General features: G+C 68.8%; 14 protein-coding genes. 13 read left to right on the forward strand and 1 reads right to left on the reverse strand.

The features are described 5' to 3' along the window. Nucleotides 1-38: 38 nt before the first annotated feature. Genes ACWEFV_RS25055 through ACWEFV_RS25090 form a run of 8 tightly spaced genes read left to right on the forward strand, consistent with a single transcriptional unit; the run spans nucleotide 39 to nucleotide 17,233 of the window. Nucleotides 39-806, forward strand: coding sequence for an AMP-binding protein (locus ACWEFV_RS25055; protein WP_450072159.1), 768 nt, complete (start codon nucleotides 39-41; stop codon nucleotides 804-806). Beyond that, nucleotides 803-1,549, forward strand: a complete 747-nt coding sequence (locus tag ACWEFV_RS25060; RefSeq protein WP_450072160.1) for a thioesterase II family protein — start codon at nucleotides 803-805, stop codon at nucleotides 1,547-1,549. The genes ACWEFV_RS25055 and ACWEFV_RS25060 overlap by 4 nt, the downstream gene beginning before the upstream one ends. Next, on the forward strand, nucleotides 1,539-2,867 hold the full coding sequence (locus ACWEFV_RS25065; RefSeq protein ID WP_450072161.1) for a beta-ketoacyl [acyl carrier protein] synthase domain-containing protein: 1,329 nt from the start codon (nucleotides 1,539-1,541) through the stop codon (nucleotides 2,865-2,867). Before ACWEFV_RS25060 ends, ACWEFV_RS25065 begins: the two co-directional genes overlap by 11 nt. Continuing rightward, entirely contained in the window at nucleotides 2,864-5,860 is a 2,997-nt protein-coding gene (gene mbtD / locus ACWEFV_RS25070; RefSeq protein ID WP_450072162.1) for a mycobactin polyketide synthase MbtD, read from the forward strand. The genes ACWEFV_RS25065 and mbtD overlap by 4 nt, the downstream gene beginning before the upstream one ends. Before the next feature lies 1 nt (nucleotide 5,861). Beyond that, nucleotides 5,862-11,321, forward strand: coding sequence for an amino acid adenylation domain-containing protein (locus ACWEFV_RS25075; protein WP_450072212.1), 5,460 nt, complete (start codon nucleotides 5,862-5,864; stop codon nucleotides 11,319-11,321). Beyond that, on the forward strand, nucleotides 11,318-15,745 hold the full coding sequence (locus ACWEFV_RS25080) for a non-ribosomal peptide synthetase (protein WP_450072163.1): 4,428 nt from the start codon (nucleotides 11,318-11,320) through the stop codon (nucleotides 15,743-15,745). Before ACWEFV_RS25075 ends, ACWEFV_RS25080 begins: the two co-directional genes overlap by 4 nt. Further along, nucleotides 15,742-17,043 carry an NADPH-dependent L-lysine N(6)-monooxygenase MbtG gene (gene mbtG / locus ACWEFV_RS25085; RefSeq protein ID WP_450072164.1) on the forward strand — a complete coding sequence of 434 codons (1,302 nt, stop codon included), beginning with the start codon at nucleotides 15,742-15,744 and terminating at the stop codon, nucleotides 17,041-17,043. Before ACWEFV_RS25080 ends, mbtG begins: the two co-directional genes overlap by 4 nt. After that, entirely contained in the window at nucleotides 17,021-17,233 is a 213-nt protein-coding gene (locus ACWEFV_RS25090; RefSeq protein WP_135456178.1) for an MbtH family protein, read from the forward strand. Before mbtG ends, ACWEFV_RS25090 begins: the two co-directional genes overlap by 23 nt. 20 nt (nucleotides 17,234-17,253) lie before the next feature. On the opposite strand, the gene ACWEFV_RS25095 is transcribed toward ACWEFV_RS25090, so the two are convergent. Beyond that, nucleotides 17,254-17,568, reverse strand: a complete 315-nt coding sequence (locus ACWEFV_RS25095; protein WP_039322059.1) for a type II toxin-antitoxin system VapB family antitoxin — start codon at nucleotides 17,566-17,568, stop codon at nucleotides 17,254-17,256. 205 nt (nucleotides 17,569-17,773) lie between these two features. Here ACWEFV_RS25095 and hrcA point away from each other — a divergent pair, with 205 nt between their 5' ends. The 5 genes from hrcA to ACWEFV_RS25120 all read left to right on the forward strand — a co-directional run bounded on the left by hrcA (nucleotide 17,774) and on the right by ACWEFV_RS25120 (nucleotide 22,735). After that, on the forward strand, nucleotides 17,774-18,805 hold the full coding sequence (hrcA, locus tag ACWEFV_RS25100) for a heat-inducible transcriptional repressor HrcA (RefSeq protein WP_135456175.1): 1,032 nt from the start codon (nucleotides 17,774-17,776) through the stop codon (nucleotides 18,803-18,805). 45 nt (nucleotides 18,806-18,850) lie between these two features. Then, on the forward strand, nucleotides 18,851-19,993 hold the full coding sequence (gene dnaJ / locus ACWEFV_RS25105; RefSeq protein ID WP_135456173.1) for a molecular chaperone DnaJ: 1,143 nt from the start codon (nucleotides 18,851-18,853) through the stop codon (nucleotides 19,991-19,993). Between the two features lie 5 nt (nucleotides 19,994-19,998). Beyond that, nucleotides 19,999-20,748 (forward strand): 16S rRNA (uracil(1498)-N(3))-methyltransferase, encoded by a 750-nt coding sequence (locus tag ACWEFV_RS25110; RefSeq protein WP_450072165.1) that lies wholly within the window; start codon nucleotides 19,999-20,001, stop codon nucleotides 20,746-20,748. A 38-nt stretch (nucleotides 20,749-20,786) separates the two neighbouring features. Further along, a complete protein-coding gene (locus tag ACWEFV_RS25115) occupies nucleotides 20,787-21,548 on the forward strand; it encodes a hypothetical protein (protein ID WP_450072166.1) in 762 nt (253 codons plus the stop codon). A 140-nt stretch (nucleotides 21,549-21,688) separates the two neighbouring features. After that, entirely contained in the window at nucleotides 21,689-22,735 is a 1,047-nt protein-coding gene (locus tag ACWEFV_RS25120; protein ID WP_450072167.1) for a PhoH family protein, read from the forward strand. The last annotated feature ends 40 nt before the right edge of the window (nucleotides 22,736-22,775 follow it).

Consider the following 22,775-nt stretch of genomic DNA (forward strand, 5'->3'; position numbering starts at 1 on the left):
CAGTTAGGGCAGGCTTTGCTTATCGTCAGGAGGTCGTTGTGGACGCCGTGAGTCGCACGACTACGCAGACCATGCACGCGGTGGCGGCCGACCCGCTGCACCAGGGGTTCTTCGCGCACGCGCAGGTCGCGCCCGACGACATCGCGGTGACCGGACCGACAACCCGTTGGACCTACGGGCAACTGCGTGAGCAGGCGCTGTCGGTATCCGGCGCGCTCGCGGTGGCCGGGGTGCGCGTCGGAGACCGGGTCGCCGTCGTGGGGCCCACCGGCCTGGACACCGTGATCGCCATGCTGGGCGTCCTGGCGGCCGGCGGCGTCTGCGTTCCGATCGACACCGCCGAACCGGCCGAGCCGATCCTGGAGCACACGGGCGTGCGCATGGCCCTGTTCACGGGAGACGGACCACCCAACTGGCTGCCCGCGCTCACCGTCTCCGAAGCACTGCGGATCGGCGCCCGCGCGGGTGACGTCACCCCGGTGCGCTCGGGCCCGGCCGATCCTGCCTTCCTGGGATCGCTCGATGACAGCGGATATGCGGTGGTGACGCACGCTGCCGCTCGCGACGCGGTCCTGGAACTCAGTGGCCGGCTCGGTGTCAGCGGCGAAGACCGCATCGGCGCGTTCGCGGCTACCGGTGCTGCGGCTCCGATCCTCATGGTGCTGGTGGCACTGACCGCGGGCGCAGGCGTCGTCGTCGCCGACGATGCGCCGCGCCGCAACCTCGAGCGGGGGATGAATGGCTTCGCCCTCGCCGTGCGGCATCGGGATGCGGTGGCCGCTCTCGACACCGCTGTGCCGTCGTGACGCCGCCGGATACCCAGATCACTGTCAAACCCTGGGTCAAGCGCTATCCAGGGTCTCAAAGCTCAACAGCCACACTGATTTTCCCGCACGCCGGCGGAGCGGCAGTGGCCTACCGCGGATTCGGGATGGCGCTGGCCGCGGCCGGGTCCGACGCCTACGTCATGCAATACCCGCAACGCGGCGACCGGCTGTCGCATCCGGCGGCACCTACGGTGGGCGATCTCGCCAAAGATCTGTTCGACGCGGCTGATTGGGCCGGCATCGGATCGATCCGGCTGTTCGGGCACTGCATGGGCGCCGTGGTGGCCTTCGAATTCGCGCGGATCGCAGAACGCAACGGTGTGGCGATCGACGCCCTCTGGGTGTCGGCCAGCGAGGCGCCGTCGGCCGTGGCGGCCGCGCCCGCACTGCCGATGGCAGAGTCCGAGATCCTCGCCGAGATGGTCGATCTCGGCGGCACCGATGAGGCGCTGCTCGCCGACGAGGATTTCGTCGAACTGCTGCTGATGGCGGTGCGGGCCGACTACGCGGCGCTCAACCGGTACTCGTGTGAGGCCGACGTGACGATCGCCTCCGACATCTATGCCCTTGGTGGCGACCGCGACCACCGCATCAGCGAGGACATGTTGCGGCGCTGGGAATCTCACACCGGCGGGGCCTTCACGTGCTCGATGTTCGACGGCGGACATTTCTATCTCAACACCCAACTCGAGGATGTGGCGGAGCTGGTCAATGAGCTCTAGCCACCAGCTTCCCGGGCTGGACGCCGTCGATCCGGTGGTGATCGTGGGGATGGCGCTGGAGGCTCCCGGCGGGATCGACACCGCCGACGGCTACTGGTCTCTGCTGACCGAGCAACGTGAAGCGCTCGGCGGCTTTCCCGCCGATCGGGGCTGGTCGGTGCGCGAGCTGTTCGACGGCTCCCGCCGTGACGGATTCAAGCGGATTCACGACCTCGGCGGGTTCCTTTCCAGTGCAGCAGTGTTCGATCCCGCGTTCTTCGGAATCTCACCGCGTGAGGCGGTGGCGATGGATCCGCAGCAACGCGTCGGACTGCGCATCGCATGGCGCGCACTGGAGAACAGCGGCATCAACCCCGACGACCTGGCCGGGCACGATGTGGGCTGCTACGTCGGTGCGTCGGGCCTGGAGTACGGGCCGGCACTGTCGCAGTTCTCCCACCACAGCGGTCATCTGATCACCGGTACCTCGCTGGGCGTCATTTCCGGCCGGATCGCCTACACGCTGGATCTGTGCGGCCCGGCGCTGACCATCGACACCTCGTGTTCGTCGGCGTTGACCGCGTTTCACACCGCCGTGGCCGCGGTATGGGCGGGGGATTGCGACATGGCGCTGACCGGAGGTGTCTGCGTGATGGGCACACCCGGGTACTTCGTCGAGTTCTCCAAACAGCACGCGTTGTCCGACGACGGGCACTGCCGGCCCTACAGCGCACACGCGAGCGGGACAGTGTGGGCCGAGGGGGCGGCGATGTTCGTCCTGCAACGCCGATCCGCGGCCCTACGGAACGGTCGGCGCATCCTGGCCGAGGTGCGCGCCACCGCGGTGAACCAGGACGGCAAGACCACCGGTCTGACCGCGCCCAGCGGCGGCGCCCAGCAGCGGTTGTTCGCCAAGGCGATCGAGCAGGCCGGAGTGCGACCGGAGGACGTCGGCATGATCGAAGGCCACGGCACGGGAACCCGACTCGGCGACCGCACCGAATTACGTTCGCTGGCACAGACATACGGGGCGACTGCCCCGGGTGGCGGCGCCATGCTGGGGTCGGTGAAATCGAACGTCGGTCACTCGCAGGCCGCCGCGGGCGGGCTTGGCCTGGCCAAGGTCATCCTGGCCGCCGAGCATGCGTCCATCCCCGCCACCTTGCACGTCGACGAGGTCAGCCGGGAGATCGACTGGGACAAACAGGGTTTGCGGTTGGCCACCAAGCTGACCCATTGGCCGGCTGTCGACGGGCAGCGCATCGGTGCGGTCTCGGCCTTCGGGATGAGCGGCACCAACGCCCACGCGATCATCTCGGTTCCCGAGGCCGCAGCATGACCGAAGTCGACGCCCTGCCCGACGGGCGCATACCTGTCCTGCTCAGTGCGCACGCAGAGGAACTGATCGGCACCGATGCCGCCGCCATCCTGCGCTATCTGGATGCGCGTCCCGGGGTGAGCGCCGCCGACGTCGCCGCCACCGTGGCGTCCACGCGGCGTCTGCGTCGTCACCGCGCTGTCGTGCGGGCCGCCGACCGTGACGAACTCGCGGCGGGCCTGCGTGCACTGGCCGAGGACGCCGATCATCCGCTGGTCACCCGGGCACAGGGCGGGTCTGCGGCATCGGGTTCGAGTGCGCGTATCGCGTTCGTGTTCCCGGGCCAGGGCAGCCAGTGGCCCTCGATGGGCGTGCAGGCCTACGACCGGCTGACGGTCTACCGGGCCGAGGTCGACAAGTGTGCGGCCGAGTTCGAGGCTGCCGGTGCGGCCTCCCCGCTGGATTACCTACTGGCCGAACCTGATTCGGGGGCCGTCACCAACGATTTCTCCCAGGTGCAGATTCAGGGTGCCCAGTTCGTCCACGGTGTGGCGCTGGCGGCGGTCTGGCGTTCCTGTGGTGTGCTGCCCGATATCACCGTGGGCCACAGCCTAGGGGAGATAGGGGCGGCCTACGTGGCCGGCAGCATCAACCTGCCGGAGGCGGTGGCCGTGGTGGTCGCCCGCGCGACCGTACTCGACCGGTTGACGGGTCCCTACCGGGTCGCGGTGCTCGGGATCACCCCCGACGAAGCGTCGAAAGTGGTGGCCGAGACACCGGGCTGGCTCGAGCTGTCGGTGGTGAACTCACGGTCATCGGTCGCGGTGTCGGGGGAAACCGATGCGGTGGCGGCTGCCGTGGCCGCTGTGGCCGGCCGCGGATCGTTCGCCAAGGAAATCGAGATGTGGTTCCCGGCGCACACCACCGCGCTCGACGCGGCCCGCGCCGAGCTCGAATCGATGCTTCCCGCAGCTCAATTCAGTGAGTCGCCGGTGCAGTTCATCGGCTCGGCCACCGCTGACGTGGTCGAGGCCGGTACCGGTTTCGCCGACTACTGGTACACGAATCTTCGCAGCACCGTGCGCTTCGACCGGGCCATCGAGACGGCAGCCCGGCGCGGGGCCCGGATCTTCGTGGAGCTCTCGGCGCATCCGGCGCTGCTGTTCGCGATGGGGGATCTGCTCGATGACGCGGCCGAACTCACCGGCGGTCCGGTGGTGATGGTCGGGTCGGGCCGGCGCGACGAACCGATCACCGAGCGGCTCAGTGCCAACATCCTCACGGTGGCCATGGCCGACACCGGCTACCGCTGGGACGACCGCCCGAACCACGGCGCCACATCGCTTCGCGATTTCCCGTTCGCGCCGATGCGGGCCGAACATCTCTGGGCGACACCGCAACCGCTGCCTGCGGTCGCCGGCGTGACGGTGGGTGTGGAGCACTGGGAGACGGTGTCCCCGCTCAACGCACCGGCCGGGCCGCGCCGCGTCGCGGTGCTGGACCTGGCGGCCGGGCAGGGACCGGCGGCCGCACTGAACCGGGCGATCGAGGAGATCACCGAAACCACCGCTGCCGCCCCTGCCGACGCCGACCTGCTGGTCGTGGTGGCGCCGGTGTCAGACGAGGTCGACACCGTGACTGCGGCAGAAACCTTGAGCCGCCGCATCGATGACGGCCTGATCGGCTATGTCGAGGCGATCGCCGCCGAGACCCGCGACGTGTGGCTGGTCACCGTCGGTGGTGAGCAGGTCTCCGACGAGGACTCGCCGCGGCCCGAGGCCGCCGCCCTGGCCGCGATGCACCGCAGCCTGGGCTACGAGCACCCCGACCAGACCTTCCGGCGCCTGGACCTGCCGCCCACAACCCTCGGCGCGGCCGCCGCCGCCGCGGCCATCACCGCCATCCTCAGCACCGCGAGCGATATCGCACTGCGGGACACTGGTTCCGGGCCAACCCTCTGGCAGCGGGGGATGCGCGACGACACCTCAGGCGCCCGGTCCTGGACCGCCGAGTCGGGGATCTTCGACGAGGTGGTCATCACCGGTGGAGCCGGCGCGGTGGGCCTGCACTATGCCCGCCATCTGGCTGAGCAGGGGGCGCGGCGCATCGTGTTGCTCAGCCGCAGCGGGCTGGAAGATCAGCAGGTCGCCGCACTGGCGGCCGGGAGGACCGAGATCGTCGCGCCCCGATGCGATCTCACCGACCCGGCACAGATCGCCGCAACCATCGCCGAGCTGGCGATCGGCCCGGCATCGCTGGTGATTCACGCGGCCGCATCCGCCACCCTCGCCCCCGGCGGCGAGCTGACCGGCGCGACGGTGCGGGATACCTTCGCCGCCAAGGTGAGCGGGCTGGCCAACCTGGCGGCCGCCTGGCCGCTGCGCCCGGACGCCCGGATCGTGTTGTGCTCGTCGGTATCCGGCCTGTGGGGCGGATACGGCCACGCCGCCTACTCGGCCGCCAACCGGCTGCTGGACGCGCTCGGCGGGCAGCTGCGGGCCGAGGGCCGGCACTGCACCGCGGTGCGGTGGGGACTGTGGCTCGGCGACGGCATCATCGACGCGGCTGAGGTCGGTAAGGTCGAACGGTCCGGGCTGCGAGCCATGCCGGCCGACCTTGCGGTCGAGGCCGGGCTGCGGGACTACCCGGTCGATCCGCTGGTGTTCACCGCCGACGCCGACCGGCTGCGGACGTTCCTCGGAGACAACGAAGAACGCGCCGTTACGGTCAGCGACACCCTCGAAACAACCGTCAGCGATGGGGCTGACGCCACGGGCGCGATGCGGATCGCACTGGGGTCCGTGTTGAAGCTCGCCGACACCACCGCACTGGATTTCGACATGTCGTTGCTGGATCTCGGTGTCGATTCACTGTTGGCAATCGACCTGCGCAAGAAGCTCAAGAAGGCCACCGGACGATCAGTGCCGCTGGCCACCATCCTCGGTGGCGCCACCGCTGCCGAATTGATCGAGCATTTGGAAAGACCTGAAAAGGAAGCATTTTCGCGTGACTGACATGGTTAGTGCCGACTCGGCAGCCCCCCGCACTTCCGACGCGCGTCTGGAGCTGATGCGGCGCAGGCTTGCCGAACGGGGCCTGGCGGCGTCGGGTGCGGAACCCGGGCAGGTGGTCTCGGGCTCCGAAGGCGCACCGGTCGATCCGACTGTGCTCACGGACGGGCAGCGCCGGATGTGGTTCGTGCAGGGATTCGACCCGAGCGGGGTACTGCTCAACATCTGCCTGTCCTACCGGCTCAGTGGGGTGATCGACGCCGAGGGGCTGCACGATGCCCTGAATGCGGTGGCACGTCGGCACCCGATCCTGCGCACCACGTATCGGGCCGACGAGAACGGCGAGCCCACCGCGACGGTCCACGGTGACCTGACCCCGGGCTGGGCGGTCCACGATCTGTCCGACAAATCCGAGCGGGCCCGCATGCTGCGGCTAGAGGTGCTGGCGCAGCGCGAGTTCGGCACGGCCTTCGATCTGAGCAGCGACTCCCCGCTACGGATCTCGCTGATCAAGACCGGGCCCGCTGAACACGTGATGCTGCTCGTCGCTCACCACATCGCCTGGGATGACGGATCGTGGCGGGTCTTCTTCACAGACTTGACCCGGGCTTATTCCGGAGCGCAGCTTGCCGAGACGCCGCGGGTGACGGTGGCCGCCGCCGGGGACGGCGGCGAGGACCTGGCGTACTGGCGGGAGGTGCTGGCGAACCCACCGGAGCCGCTGGAGTTGCCCGGTCCGTCGGGGTCGGTGGTTCCCAACGGTTTTCGGTCCCAGCGCAGCGCGGTGCGGTTGTCTGCCGAGACGGTTGCCCGCGTATCGGCGCTCGCCCGCGAAACCGGTGCCACGCCGTACATGGTCCTGCTGGCGGCCTTCGGCGCACTCATCCACCGCTACACCCATACCGACGATTTCCTGATCGCCACCCCGGTGCTCAACCGCGACACCGACGAAACCGTCGGCTATTACGGCAATACCGTGGCGATGCGGCTGCGACCGCAGGGCTCGGCGGGGTTCCGGGATCTCGTCGCGTCCACCCGGGACACCGCCATCGGTGCCTTCGCGCACCAACGGGTCAACCTCGACCGCGTGGTGGCCGAGCTCAACCCGGACCGCCGTCACGGGGCCGAGCGGATGACCCGGGTGAGCTTCGGGTTCCGCGAGCCCGACGGTGGCGGTTTCGCCCCGCAGGGCGTGACGAGCGAGCGTGCCGACCTGCGCGGCCAGCACACCCAGCTGCCACTGGGTTTCATGATCGAACTCGACGCAGCCGGTGCAGTGGTGGAGGCCGAGCATCTCACCGAGGTGATGAATGCCGAGCTGGCCGCACAGATGCTGCGGCACTTCGTCGTGCTGCTGGACAGTGCGCTCGACGAGCCCGACCGGCCGCTGTCGCGGCTGGACCTGTTCACCGCCGAGGACGCCGAATGGGTGCGCGCGGTGTCCACCGGTGAGCAGTTCGCGACGCCGGCGACCACGTTGGCGGCGCTGGTCACCGAGCAGGCCGCCCGTACCCCCGACGCCGTCGCGGTGGTCTACGAGGGCCGCCACTACACCTATCGCGAGATCAACGAGTCGGCGAACCGGTTGGCGCACTGGCTGATCGGGCAGGGCATCGGTACCGAGGACCGGGTGGCGGTGCTGCTGGAGAAGTCGCCCGAACTGGTCATCACGGCGCTGGGCATCGTCAAGGCCGGTGCGGTGTACCTGCCGGTCGACCCGACCTATCCCGAGGACCGGCTGACCTACATTCTCGAGGACTCCGATCCGAAAATCGTTCTGCGCGAGCCGGTCGACGGCCTGGAGCACTATCCGGCCACGGATCCGACCGACGCCGAGCGGGTCCGGCCGCTGCGTCCGGACAACACCGCGTATCTGATCTACACGTCGGGATCCACCGGCCTGCCCAAGGGCGTGCCGGTGCCGCACCGGCCGATCGCGGAGTACTTCGTCTGGTTCGGCGGCGATTACCAGGTCACCGAGGACGAACGCCTGCTGCAGGTGGCCTCGCAGAGCTTCGACGTGTCGATCGGCGAGATCTTCGGCATGCTCGCCGCCGGTGCGCGCCTGGTGATCCCGAAGCCGGGCGGGCTGGGCGACATCGGGTACCTCACCGATCTGCTGCGCGACGAGGGCATCACGTCGATGCACTTCGTCCCGTCACTGCTCGGGCTGTTCCTTTCCCTGCCCGGTGTCAACGAGTGGCGCACGCTGCAGCGCGTCCCGATCGGTGGCGAGGCGCTCCCCGGGGAGATCGCCGACAAGTTCCTCGCCACATTCGACTCCCTGCTGCACAACTTCTACGGCCCCACCGAAACGGTGCTCAACTGCACCCGTTACAAGGTCCAGGGCAAGCAGGGCGCACGGATCGTGCCGATCGGCACACCGAAGATCAACACCACGATTCACCTGCTCGACGATGCACTGCAGCCGGTTCCGGTCGGGGTGATCGGTGAGATCTACATCGGCGGAACGCATGTCGCGCACGGCTATCACGATCGTCCACGCCTGACCGCGGAACGGTTCGTCGCCGATCCGTTCAATCCCGGCGGACGGATGTACCGGTCGGGTGACCTGGCCCGGCGCAACGCCGACGGTGACATCGAATTCGTCGGCCGGGCCGACGAGCAGGTCAAGATCCGTGGCTTCCGAATCGAACTGGGCGAGGTCTCCGCGGCCATCTCCGTCGACCCGTCGGTGGGGCAGGCCGTGGTGGTGGTCAGCGACCTGCCGTCGCTGGGCAAGAGCCTGGTCGCCTACATCACACCGGCCGCCGACGCCGAACAGGTCGAGATCGACCGCATCCGGGCCAGGGTGACCGCCGCGCTGCCCGAGTACATGATTCCGGCGGCGTTCGTCGAGCTGGCCGAGATCCCGATCACCGCGCACGGCAAGATCGATCGCCGGGCCCTGCCGGAGCCGGAGATCCGCTCGGCCACCGAATTCCGCGCGCCGGAGACCGAAACCGAGCACGAGATCGTCGCACTGTTCGGCGAGTTGCTCGAGCGGGACGGCGTCGGCGCTGACGACTCGTTCTTCGATCTGGGCGGCCACTCGCTGCTGGCCACCAAACTGGTTGCCGCCGTTCGAGCCCGCTGCGGTGTCGAACTCGGCGTGGCTGATGTGTTCGAGAACGCCACGGTGGCGGGCCTGGCGGCCAAGGTCGACGAACTGCGCGCCTCGGGCGTCGGTGCCGGCCTACCTGCCATCGTGGCCACCACCCATGACGGCCCGGCACAGATGTCGGCGGCCCAGCACCGGCAGTGGTTCCAGTTCCGCATCGACGGACCCAACCCGGTCAACAACGTGCCCTTCGCCGCACGACTGACCGGACCCTGCGATGTCGAGGCACTGGCGACCGCGGTAAGCGATGTGGTCGCCCGCCACGAGATCCTGCGCACCACCTATCGCGAGATCGACGGTGTGCCTTATCAGGTGGTCCATCCCGCCGCTCCGGTCGCGGTGCGTCGTGCCGACGGGACGGGCGAGGATTGGGTACAGGGCGAACTCGATGCCGAACGGCGGTACTGCTTCGACCTGGAGAACGAGTGGCCGGTCCGGGCCGCGATGCTGTCCACGCCCGATTCGCATGTCCTCTCGCTGATCGTGCACCACATCGCCGCCGACCACTGGTCGGGGACAGTGCTGTTCACCGACCTGCTGACCGCCTACCACGCCCGCCGGGCCGGACAGGCGCCCGAATGGGCGGCGCTGCCCGTGCAGTACGCCGACTTCGCGGCCTGGCAGGCCGAGGTGCTCTCGGGCGCAGAGGAGCGTGTCGAGGAACAACGCGCCTACTGGACAAAGCAATTGGCGGGGCTGTCGGGGGAGCCGGACGTCGAGAACGGCCTGCAGCCGGACTTTCCGAGGCCGCCGGTGCCGACCGGTGAGGGCAAGGCACTCGACTTCACCATCGACGCGGCACTGCGGGGCAAGCTCGTCGAGCTCAGCCGTGAACTCGAAGTCACCGAGTTCATGGTGTTGCAGGCAGCCGTCGCCATCGCCCTGCACAAGGCCGGTCAGGGCAGCGACATCGCGCTGGGCACCCCGGTCGCCGGGCGCACCGCGCCCGAACTCGACGCGCTGATCGGGTTCTTCATCAACATCGTGGTGCTGCGCAACGACCTGTCCGGCAACCCGACCCTGCGCGAGGTGCTGCGCCGTTCCCGCGACATGGCGCTGGCCGCCTACAAGCATCAGGACCTGCCGTTCGACCGGGTCGTCGACGCGGTGAGCCCGGTGCGTTCGCTGGCGCGCAACCCGCTGTTCGGAGTCGTGGTGCACGTACGTGAGGACCTGCCGGCCGAGCAGGTCATCGACTCCGGTGCTGACGGTGAAACCCGTTTCACGGCACTGGAACCCACCTTCGATGTGGCCCACGCCGACCTGTCGCTCAACTTCTTCGCCGAAGCCGGCGCCGGGTATCGGGCCACCGTCATCTACCGCACCGAGCTCTACGAGGCGGCCACCGCGCGGCGTCTCGTGGGCTGGCTGCACCGCATCGTCGAAGCTTTTGCCTGCGACGCCGACCAGACGGTGCGCGACATTGCGGTTCTCGACGCGGCCGAACGCGACCAGCTGGTCGATGACTGGAGCCGCAAGGCGGTACCGCCGGCCGGGCTGCCGCAGACCGAGGGTGCGGACCGCGTCTACCTGCTCGACGAGTGGCGTCAACCGGCGGCCATCGGTGTCACCGGGGACGTCTACTACGCCGGTGGTGCGGTGGACGAGGCCGCCCGGGCTGCCGCCGGGATTGCCGCACAGCGCTTCGCGCCCAACCCTTTTGGCGAGGGACAGCTGTACCGCACCGGGGACCGGGGCCGCTGGACCACCGACGGCCGGCTTGAGCCGATCATCACCGGTGAGCCCCGCCTGCAGGCCGCGCTGGAAGCGCTCGACGGCGTGGCGGTCGCGGCGACCAGGCATTGGGACGGCCGTGGCGCCATCACGTTGGCCGGCTACGTGGTGCTCGAGCCGGGAGTGACTGACACCGACACCTTCCTGGACAACGCACGGACCGCGCTGCCCGAGGAGTTCGCCGGTGCCGTGCTCACCGTGGTCGACGACATCGAACCCGCCACTCTGACCCGTCCGCGAGTCACCGCCTCAGCACCGTCCGAGCCGCCGGCCACCCCGACCGAGCACGCGCTGGCGGCGATGCTGGTGGACCTTCTCGGTGCCACCGACGTGGGGCGGTATGACGACTTCTTCACCCTCGGCGGCGACAGCATCCTGGCCGTGCAGCTCGCGGCGCGGGCGCGCGATGCCGGCATGGCGATGACAGCACGCATGGTGTTCGAACATCCCGGGCTGGCCGACCTGGCTGCCGCGATCGACGCGGCGGGCGACGGCGCTGCAGCGGCCGACGTGCGCCATGAGCCGCCGATGTCCGCATCGGGCCTTTCGCCCGACGAACTGGCCGCGCTGACCGCGGGATGGGGCCAGGACCAGGGGATTTCGACATGACGACAACTGGAACGCCGCCCGGCGTCGAGGATGTCCTGGCGCTCAGCCCGCTGCAGCAGGGGCTGTATTCCCTGGCCGGGCTGACCGAGGGGGACGACGGCGCCGATCCGTACGTCATCGCGATGGCCGCCGACGTCGACGGGGCACTGGACGTCGAGCTGCTGAGGACCTGCGCCGAGGCGATGCTGGTGCGTCATCCGAACCTGCGGGCCAGCTTCTTCCAGGGAAACCTGAGCCGCCCGGTGGCGGTGGTCCCGTCGGCGATCGACTTGCCCTGGCGGCATGTGCAGACCGATGAAGCGCAGGCGGTCACGCTGGAGGCCGAGGAGCGCGCCCGGCGGTTCGACCTCGGACGCGGGCCGCTGATCCGTTTCCTGCTCATCGAAAAGCCGGGCCTGCATTGGCGTCTGGTGATCGTTGCCCATCACATCACGATCGACGGCTGGTCGTTGCCGGTCTTCGTCGGCGAGCTTCTGGCGCTCTACGGGGCCAAGGGCGACGTCACCGCGCTGCCGTCCACGGTGCGCCCGTATCGCGATTACATCGGCTGGCTGGCCGGGCGCGATCAGCAGGCCAGCCGGGCACGGTGGCAGGCCCATCTGTACGGCATGGATGCGCCCACACTGCTGTCTCCGGTGCTGTCCGGGCGGGAAACCCAGCCGGGCCTGCCCGCGCGCACCGAGGTGACGCTCGACGAACAGCAGTCCGCCGCGATCTTCGAGGCAGCCCGGCGTCGGGGCGTCACCGTCAACACCCTGTTCCAGATGGCCTGGGCGACAATCCTTTCAGTCTTCACCGACCGCACCGATGTGGTGTACGGCGTCACGGTGTCGGGGCGTCCGGACGAGCTGGCGGGCGTCGAGTCGATGGTCGGCCTGTTCATCAACACGGTGCCGCTGCGGGTCCGGGTCGACCCCAGCCTGCCGGTCGGCAGCCAGTGCCTTGCCCTGCAGCGCGAAGCCGCCGAACTGCGTGAGCACAGCTACCTCAGCCATACCGAGTTGCGTTCGCTCGGCGGCATCGGCGAGCTGTACGACACCCTGCTGGTCTACGAGAACTTCCCGCCCGGCGGGCTGGTCGGCAGCGACGAGTTCGATCTCGGCGGGGCGGTGCTGCGGCCGTCGGCGCTGGAGAGCCTGTCGCACTTCCCGGTCACCATCGCCGCACATCCGACCCACGGCCGGCTCACGGTGCTCGTCGAAACCCTGGACGGGGCACTGGGACTGCTCGATCCGCGTGCCCTGGGACTGCGGGTGCTGGCCGTCGTCCAACGGCTGTTGGACGGCTGGGAGCGTCCGCTGCGCGAGGTGGCCGTCACACTCGACGACGATCCGCGGCCGGCCGGGGCGCCAACCGTTGCCGGCGATGACCGGTTCCAGACGGGCTTTCACATCGCGTTCAGTGAGACCGCCGAGGAGCGGCTCGGTTCGGTGGCATTGAGTTGGGACGGGGGAGAACTCAGCTATCGCGAGCTTGACGATGCCGCCGATCGCCTGGCCGCCGAGCTGATCCGCCGTGGTGTGCGCGCGGAGACTCCGGTCCCCATCCGGTCGCGCCGGGGGCCCGACTACGTGGTGGCGATGCTCGCAGTGCTCAAGGCGGGCGCGATGATCGTGCCGCTGGATCCGGCCATGCCCGAGGAACGGGTTGCCGAGATCCTGCGCCAGATCGGCGCATCCCGGCCCGCACAGCTCATCGTCGACGACGCGTTCCTGGCATCCGCCGGTTCCGAGGCGGACGCCGACTACCGGCCCGCGCGGGTTCGGCCCGGCCAGGCCGCCTACATCGTGTTCACGTCCGGGACCACCGGAAAGCCCAAGGGAGTCATCGGAACCCATCAGGCGCTGCGCGCCTATGCCGCGGATCACGCCCACCATGTGCTGCAGCCCGCGGCCAAGCGCCTCGGCCGCCCGTTGCGGGTGGCGCACGCCTGGTCGTTCACCTTCGATGCCGCCTGGCAGCCGTTGGCGGCGCTGCTCGACGGGCACACCGTGCACATCGTCTCCGACGAGGTACAGCGCGACGCCGAGGCGCTGGTGGACACCATCGGGCGCTTCGCGATCGACATGATCGACACCACCCCGTCGATGTTCGCCTCGTTGCGCGCGGCCGGGCTGCTCAGCCGGGTGCCGTTGGCAGTGCTCGCGCTCGGCGGGGAGGCCATCGACAACGCCACCTGGCAGGGGATCCAGGCCGAGTGCGAGCGCACCTGGATGTCCGCGCACAACTGCTACGGCCCCACCGAGACCACGGTGGAAGCCGTCGTCGCGGCGATCGCCGACCACGAGCAACCGTGCATCGGTCGTCCCACGGATTCGACCGCGGCCTATGTGCTCGACGGCTGGCTGCGGCCGGTTCCCGACGGCGTGTACGGCGAACTGTATTTGGCCGGTGGCCAATTGACGCGCGGCTACCTCGGCCGGGCGGGGGAGACGGCAGGCCGGTTCGTCGCCGATCCATTCACGCCGGGTGCGCGTATGTACCGCACCGGTGACGTGGTGCGTCGCAACCCCCAATCGCGTGCTATCGAGTTTCTCGGTCGCAGCGACGACCAGGTCAAGATCCGCGGATTCCGCGTGGAGCCAGGAGAGGTTGCCGCGACACTGCACACCCATCCCGGGGTGCGGCGTGCCCACGTGGCGGTACGTCAGCACCGCAGCGGGCCGCGACTGGTCGCGTACGTGGTCACCGATACCCACGTCGCCGAGTTGCGCCGGATGCTGACCGCCACCCTGCCAAGACATCTCGTGCCACACCACATCGTCGTCGTCGACGAGATCCCGCTGACCATCAACGGCAAGGTCGACGACGCCGCGCTGGCTTCGGTCGGCACCGGCGGCTCTGCCGAGGGCTCCGGGCATCCGGCCACCGAGACCGAGCGGGTGCTCGCCGAGGTGCTGGCCGAAGTCCTGGGAACTCCCGAGGGATCGGGTATCGATGTCACCGCCGACTTTCTCGATCTCGGGTTGGACAGCATCGTGGCCCTGTCGGTCGTGCAGGCCGTGCGGCGCCGCGGCGTGGCGCTGCGGGCCCGGTTGATGCTGGATTGCGCGACCGTTCGCGAACTCGGGGCCGCGATCGACTCCGACGCGGTCGCCGTCGAGCGCGGTGACAATGCGGCCGACGAAGGGGCGGGCCCGATTCCGTTGCTGCCCAACGGGCGGTGGCTCTACCAGTACGGCGATCCTCGCCGGCTCGCGCAGACCGAGGTGTTCCGGCTGCCCGCGGGCGTCACCCGCGCGCAGCTGGAAGCGCTGTTGCGCAATGTGATCGACGGGCACGAGGTGCTGCGCACCCGGCTGGACCGCGAGGCGCTGGCCTTGGTCGCGCACACACCGCGCGAGGTGCTGTCGGAAGCCACGGCCGACGGTGATCTCAACGCCGCGGTGGCCGAGCAGGCCGAGCTCTCGGTGCAGCGTATGGATCCCGAGAACGGATCGATGCTCGACGCGGTCTGGTTGCATCACCCACAGACTGATGGCGGTCTGCTGATCCTGACCGCCCATGTGCTGGCGCTGGACCCGGCATCGTGGCGAATCCTGGTGGGTGAACTCGAAAACGCCTGGCACGCATTGGCTTCCGGGCGTGATCTGATGCCGGTGCGAGAACACACCCCATTGCGGCAGTGGTCCCGTCTACTCGCCGATCGGGCGGCCGAACTCGACACGTGCGGTTTCTGGGAGCAGCAGTTCGAGGGCGACGATCCTGACATCGGCGCCCGCCGGATCGATTCCACCATCGACCGGATGGCCGACGTGACGATCGTGATGGCCTTCGCCGAGCCCGAGGTGACAGCCCGGCTGTTGAGCGGACCGGTCCCGGTGACCGAAGTGCTGGCCGCGGCAACGGCGCGCGCCCTGACCGATTGGCGTCGTCACCGAGGCCGGCCGACCCCGGCGCCGTTGCTGGCGCTGGAGACCCACGGCCGGTCGGATGCGGTGGTGTCAGATCATGACGAGGTCGATACCGGTGACACCGCCGGGCTGCTCAGCATGATCTACCCGTTGCGGCTCACCGCCGATGACGCCCACGGGGTGGCTGCGCAGGTGGCCGCGATCCCGGGCGACGCGATCGACTACGGGCTGCTGCGGTACCTGCGCGAGGACACCGCCGAACGGCTGGGAACGCATCGGGATCCGCAGGTGCTGCTCAACTACCTGGGTCGGATCGAGCTGGATGCATCTGATCACGCCCTGCTGCAGGACCGGTCGTTGCAGACGGGTGTGACTCCGGTGCCAGAACCGAATGTCGCTGTGCGTCATGAACTGACGATCATGGCCGCGGTGATCGACCGCGACGGGGAAGCCGTGCTCGGCACCCAGTGGCGGACCCTGCCCGACATTCTGTCCGCCGAGGACATCGCCACCCTGCAGGCGATGTGGCAGGACGCATTGCGAGAGGTGTTGCGAGAGGTGACCCAATGAGTGCCCCATCGGCCCCCACGCTGGCCGTAATCGGTGCCGGACCCAAGGCCATCTCGGTGGCCGCCAAGGCCGCCGAGTTGCGGGCGATGGGTGTGCCGGCTCCCGACGTCGTCGTCGTCGAGCGTGCCGGGGTGGCCGCCAACTGGCAGGCCGTCGGCGGCTGGACCGACGGCAATCATCGTCTCGGCACCGGGCCCGAGAAGGACGTCGGCTTCCCTTACCGATCGTCCCTCGTGTCGCGGCGCAACGCCGAACTCGACGAGCGCATGACCCGGCACAGTTGGCAGGCCTACCTGATCGCCACCGGTGGATTCGCCGAGTGGGTGGACCGCGGCAGGCCCGCGCCGACCCACAAACGCTGGAGCCAGTATCTGGGCTGGGTGGCCGATGGAATCGGGATGAACGTGGTTTCCGGTGAGGTGGAAAAGATCTCAATCGACGCAGATGCGCGCCGGTGGGTTCTGCACACCGCCGAGGACACCGTCAGCGCCGACGGTCTGATGGTCACCGGGCCCGGTCAGGCCGAACGCTCGGTGCTGCCGGGCAACCCCCGGGTGATGTCGATCGCCCAGTTCTGGCACCAGGCCGGCAAGCACGAGCTCATCACCGCCGAGCGGGTGGCGGTGATCGGCGGTGGTGAGACCGCCGCGTCGATGCTCAACGAGCTGTTCCGCCACCGGGTTTCGACCATCACGGTGATCTCGCCGACAGTCACCCTGTTCACCCGAGGCGAGGGATTCTTCGAGAACACCCTGTTCTCCGATCCGACCGGATGGACCGGGCTCACCCTGGCCGAACGCCGGGATGCGTTGGCCCGCACCGATCGTGGCGTGTTCTCGGCGCGCGTTCAGGATGCGCTGCTGGCCGACGACCGGATCCGCCATCTCCGCGGCCGGGTCGCCCACGCGGTGGCCCGCGACGAGCGGATCCGGTTGACGCTGTCCACCAACACCGGGGGTGAAGCGGTCGAGACCGTGCACGGCTTCGATCTGGTGATCGACGGATCGGGCGCCGATGCGTTGTGGTTCGCCCCGTTGTTCAGCCAGGACGCCCTGGATCTGCTCGAGCTGGGTCTGGGCGGCCCGCTGACCGGTGACGCGCTACAGGAGCACATCGGCCACGACCTGGCGCTGACCGACGTCTTCCCCAAGTTGTTCCTTCCGGGGCTGGCCGGGCTCACCCAGGGCCCGGGCTTCCCGAACCTGAGCTGTCTTGGCCTGTTGTCCGACCGGGTGCTGGGTGCAGACCTGGCCCACCCCTCGATGAGGAGACTCGATGAGTTCCAATCCGTTCGATGACGAGAACGGCACGTTCTACGTACTGGTCAATGGCGAGGACCAGCACAGCCTGTGGCCGGCGTTCGCGGATGTGCCGGCCGGCTGGCGGGTGGCCTTCGGTGAGGCCGGCCGCGCCGAGTGCCTGAGCTACGTCGAGGCGAATTGGACCGATCTGCGGCCCAACAGCCTGCGTGAGGCAATGGCGAACTAGGGACAGCTGAGCGACGGCGGTTACGCCGGGCTGGGCGCGAGCGCGTCCATGTCGAACACCCGGGCATGCAGGATGGTGCGGTTCCGCAGCGCCGCGCGCACGGCCCGGTGCAGACCGTCTTCGAGGTAGATGTCGCCGCGCCACTTCACCGCGTGCGGGAACAGGTCGCCGTAGAACGTCGAGTCCTCGGACAACAGCCGGTCCAGGGCGAGCACCGTGGTGGTGGTGACCAGCTCGTCGAGGCGCAGCTGGCGCGGCGGAATGCGGGACCAGTCCCGGTAGGACAGACCGTGCTCCGGGTAGGGTTTGCCCTCCTGGACGCCTTTGAAGATCATCGCCGGCCCGCGTCCGTCGCAGTGTTCCGCGGTCTTGCCATCGGCATAGTTGCCCAGGCTAATACGTTCGCGGGTTATTGCCTGCGCCGGTATCGCTCGGCGCAATGATCCCCGGCGCTCGCCGCGAATCGGTAAACCCGCTGCTGATCAGTAAAATGAACCGAGCAATATAAACGCATCGCTGCTGCGAAGGGTAGGTGAACAGGTGGGGAGCGCCGACGAACGTCGTTTCGAGGTGTTGCGCGCCATCGTCGCCGACTTCGTGGCCACCAAGGAGCCCATCGGCTCCAAGACCCTCGTCGAGCGTCACAACCTGGGCGTGTCCAGCGCCACTGTCCGCAATGACATGGCGGTGCTGGAGGCCGAGGGTTACATCGCCCAGCCGCACACCAGCTCGGGCCGGGTGCCCACAGAGAAGGGCTACCGCGAGTTCGTCGACCGGATCGACAACGTCAAGCCGTTGTCCTCGTCGGAGCGCCGCGCGATCCTGTCCTTCCTGGAGTCCGGGGTCGACCTGGACGACGTGCTGCGGCGCGCGGTGCGGCTGCTCGCCCAGCTGACCCGACAGGTCGCGATCGTGCAATACCCGACGCTGTCCACCTCGTCCGTCCGCCACCTTGAGGTGGTGGCGCTGACCCCGGCGCGGTTGCTGCTGGTGGTCATCACCGATTCGGGCCGGGTGGATCAGCGCATCGTGGAGCTCGGCGATGCCATCGACGAGCATGAGCTGTCGAAGTTGCGCGAGACGTTGGGGCAGGCGCTCGAAGGCAAGCCGATCACCGCCGCCTCGATCGCGGTGAGTGATCTGGCCTCACATCTCAACGGCCACGGTGCGCTGGCCGATGCGGTCGGGCGGTCGGCGACTGTCCTGGTCGAGACACTCGTTGAGCACACTGAGGAACGGCTGCTACTCGGCGGCACCGCCAACCTGACCCGGAACACCGCTGATTTCGGCGGATCGCTGCGGTCGGTGCTGGAGGCGCTGGAGGAGCAGGTGGTGGTGCTGCGGTTGTTGGCAGCCCAGCAGGAAGCGGGCAAGGTAACCGTGCGGATCGGTCACGAGACCGAGGCCGAACAGATGCTGGGTACGTCGGTGGTGAGCACGACGTACGGCAGTTCGGGCAAGGTGTACGGCGGAATGGGTGTGGTCGGTCCCACCCGAATGGACTACCCGGGGACCATCGCCAATGTTGCGGCAGTTGCTCTGTACATCGGCGAAGTCTTAGGTACTCGGTAATACAGCCGGGATACGTCCGGCACAGAAAGGTCAGGCAAGGTCAGCGTGGCACGCGATTATTACGGCTCGCTCGGAGTGAGCAAAGGCGCGAGCGATTCGGAGATCAAACGTGCCTATCGGCGGCTGGCACGTGAGCTGCATCCCGACGTCAACCCCGACGAGGAAGCGCAGGCCCGGTTCACCGAGATCCAGGTCGCCTATGAGGTGCTGTCGGATCCGGAGAAGCGCCGCATCGTGGACATGGGTGGCGACCCGATGGAGTCGGTGGGCGGTGCGCCCGGCGGGTTCAGTGGGTTCGGCGGTCTGGGCGATGTCTTCGAGGCCTTCTTCGGCGGCGGCACCGCATCGCGCGGGCCGGTCGGCCGGGTGCGGCCCGGCGCCGATTCCCTGCTGCGGATGCGGCTGGACCTGGCTGAGTGCGCGACCGGCGTGACCAAGCAGGTGAGTGTGGATACCGCGGTGCTGTGCGACCTGTGCCACGGCAAGGGCACCAACGGCAATTCCACGCCGGTCACCTGCGACACCTGTGACGGCCGCGGTGAGATCCAGACCGTGCAGCGCTCGCTGCTGGGCCAGGTGATGACCACCCGTCCGTGCCCGGTCTGCGGCGGAATCGGTGAGGTCATCCCGGATCCGTGCAACCGGTGCGGCGGTGACGGCCGGGTGCGCGCCCGCCGCGAGATCAGTGTCAAGATCCCGGCCGGTGTGGGCGACGGGATGCGCGTCCGGCTGGCCGCCCAGGGCGAGGTCGGACCGGGCGGCGGTCCCGCCGGCGACCTTTACGTCGAGGTCCACGAGAAGCAGCACGAGATCTTCGTCCGTGACGGTGATGACCTGCACTGCACCATTTCGGTGCCGATGGTCGACGCTGCGCTGGGCACCACGGTCACCGTCGACGCGATCCTCGACGGCCCCACCGAACTGACGATCGCCGCGGGCACCCAGCCCGGTTCGGTGACCACATTGCGCGGCCACGGCATGCCACATCTGCGCTCCGGGGTGCGTGGTGACCTGCACGCGCACATCGACGTGGTGGTGCCGTCGCGGCTCGACAGCACCGATACCGACCTGCTGCGCAAGCTGAAGGAGAACCGCAGCCGCGACGCCGCGGAGGTGCGCTCGACGCAGGCCTCGGCGAGTTCTGGCGGTCTGTTCAGCCGGCTGCGCGAGACGTTCTCCGGCCGCTGACGCCCGTGAGCGCAGCGCTTTTCTACGTCGACGTGCTGCCGGGCGCGGGGGAACTGGCCGTCGTCGACGGCGACGAGGGCTTCCACGCGGCCAACGTGCGTCGCATCCGCGTCGGCGAACAGATCGACTTGAGCGACGGCGCCGGGACGCTGGCCCACTGTGTCGTCGAAGAGACCGCCAAGGGCCGGTTGTCGGCGCGGGTGACCGAGCGGGTCGCCATCGCCGGCCCGCGCCCGCCGGTCACCGTGGTGCAGGCGCTACCCAAATCCGACCGCTCAGAGCTGGCCGTGGAGCTGGCGACCGAGGCCGGTGCCGATGGCTTTGTTGCCTGGCAGGCGACTCGGTGCGTGGCCCGCTGGGAAGGCCCGAAGGTGGACAAGGGCCTGAGGCGTTGGGAGGCGGTGGCCCGCTCGGCGGCGCGGCAGTCACGGCGCCCCTACATCCCGGTGATCGACGGTGTGGTCTCGACGTCTGCGCTGACCCAGCGCGTCGCCGACGCCGTCGCCGGCGGAGCGGTGGTGCTGGCATTGCACGAGTCGGCCACCGAGCCGCTCACGGAACTGCCTCTGGCCCAAGCGGATTCGCTGATGCTCATCGTCGGTCCGGAAGGCGGCATCGCCGATGAGGAGATCGTCGCGCTGACCGGGGCCGGCGCGAAGGCGGTCCGCCTGGGCCCGACCGTGCTGCGTACGTCGACCGCAGCCGCCGTGGCGTTGGGGGCGATCGGTGCGCTGACGGCGCGCTGGGAGATTTAGCGCCGCCGGCGGCCTTGGCCAGGCATTACGCTCCATTCGTGAGTTTTCCGCCGCAAGGCCCGCCGCCCTATGGACAATCCCCGTACGGGCAGCAGCCCCCGCATTGGCCACCGCCTCAGGGGCAGCCGTGGCAGGGCCAGGCGGGCGCGCCGCCGCCGTATGGCCCGCCGCCGCAGTGGTCGCCGTACGGCCAGCCGCCCCGGCCTCCGTCGAAGAACTCGGGGCTCATCATCGGGGGAGTCGTCGTGGCAGTCATCGCGCTTCTCGGCGCCCTGGCTGTCGTCGCAAAATCGGTCGGCGGAGGTGAAGGACGTGGGGTGAGTGACGAACAGCGTGCGGCGAACGCGATCACGGCCGAATGGTCGACCGAATTTGACGTCGTGTGCAAGGACGGCTCAGTGAGCAACGCCGGGTCCTATGCAAAGCCGTACAAGTTCGCGTCCTTCTTCCAAGGGATGAAGGACGGCTCGTGGTATCAGGTGGCCGACCAGCGCAGTGAAGCCGTGTCTGAAACAAACGTCGTTGCCTGCCTGACCCGCAAGTCCGGCACTGAGGTGAAGTCAGGACAATGTGAATCCACTGCGTGGGACAAGCCCGTCACCATCGATCACTACGCCGTCGAATACGACATCGAGCTCCGCGAAGCCCAGACGGGCAAGTACATCGGAAATGTGGGCACGGTGAACGGGCCCGCCGGCGATTGTCCGTCGGTGGCGTTCTTCGACTGGGTTCCCGACAAACTGTACGGCGAGCCGGACGGTGCGGCGGTCGCGGCGAAACTGGCGGGATTCACCGGCTGACCGGCGGCGCGACCCACCTCACCTGCGGCGCGCCACCATCCTGCTTAACCATTGGGGTGTGTCGTTGACCAGCGGTAAACTGGCAGCAGTACGACGGCAGCCGGCCGTTCGGAAACACGGAAAGCAGGCACAAACACCACGTGACGCCCCGCGACACGACCGCTGACTCGTCGGCCACCTCACCGGACTCGGTCCGCAGCAGCATCACTGTTCCGCCCGACATCATCGTGGGCCTGCTCGGCTCCGCCGACGAGAATCTGCGGGCCCTCGAAAGACTCCTTACCGCCGACATTCACGCCCGCGGCAACGAGATCACCTTCACCGGCGAGCCCGCTGACGTTGCGCTGGCCGAACGCGTCGTCGCCGAGCTCATCGCCGTCGCCTCCAGCGGGCAGGCGGTGACACCCGAGGCGGTCCGCCACAGCGTCGCCATCCTCACGGGTACCGAGGACGCGTCGCCGGCCGAGGTGCTGACGCTCGACATCCTGAGCCGCCGTGGCAAGACCATCCGGCCCAAGACGCTCAACCAGAAGCGCTACGTCGACGCCATCGATGCGCACACGATCGTGTTCGGCATCGGCCCGGCCGGTACCGGCAAGACGTACCTGGCGATGGCCAAGGCGGTGAGCGCGCTGCAGTCCAAGCAGGTCAACCGGATCATCCTGACCCGGCCCGCGGTGGAAGCCGGTGAACGCCTCGGCTTTCTGCCCGGCACATTGACCGAGAAGATCGACCCGTATCTGCGGCCGCTCTATGACGCGCTGCACGACATGATGGATCCGGCCGCTATCCCGAACCTGTTGGCCGCCGGGGTGATCGAGGTGGCACCGCTGGCATTCATGCGCGGGAGAAGCCTCAATGATGCGTTCATCATCCTCGACGAGGCGCAGAACACCACCGCCGAACAGATGAAGATGTTCCTGACCCGCCTGGGATTCGGCTCGAAAATCGTTGTCACCGGCGATATCACGCAGGTAGACCTGCCGGGTGGGGCGCGGTCGGGCCTACGGGCCGCGATCAGCATCCTCGACGGGATCGAGGACATCCACTTCGCCGAGCTCACCAGTGCCGACGTGGTACGGCATCGGCTGGTGTCCGAGATCGTCGACGCCTACGCCCGACATGAGGAGCCGGTATTGCTCAACCGTGCCCAACGCCGTTCGTCGAACGGGCGGCCCCGCCGATGAGCGACGCTTGCGGAGCAAATCAGCAGACGGCATCCGGGAC

The sequence above is a fragment of the Mycobacterium sp. NPDC004974 genome (genome assembly GCF_053600815.1).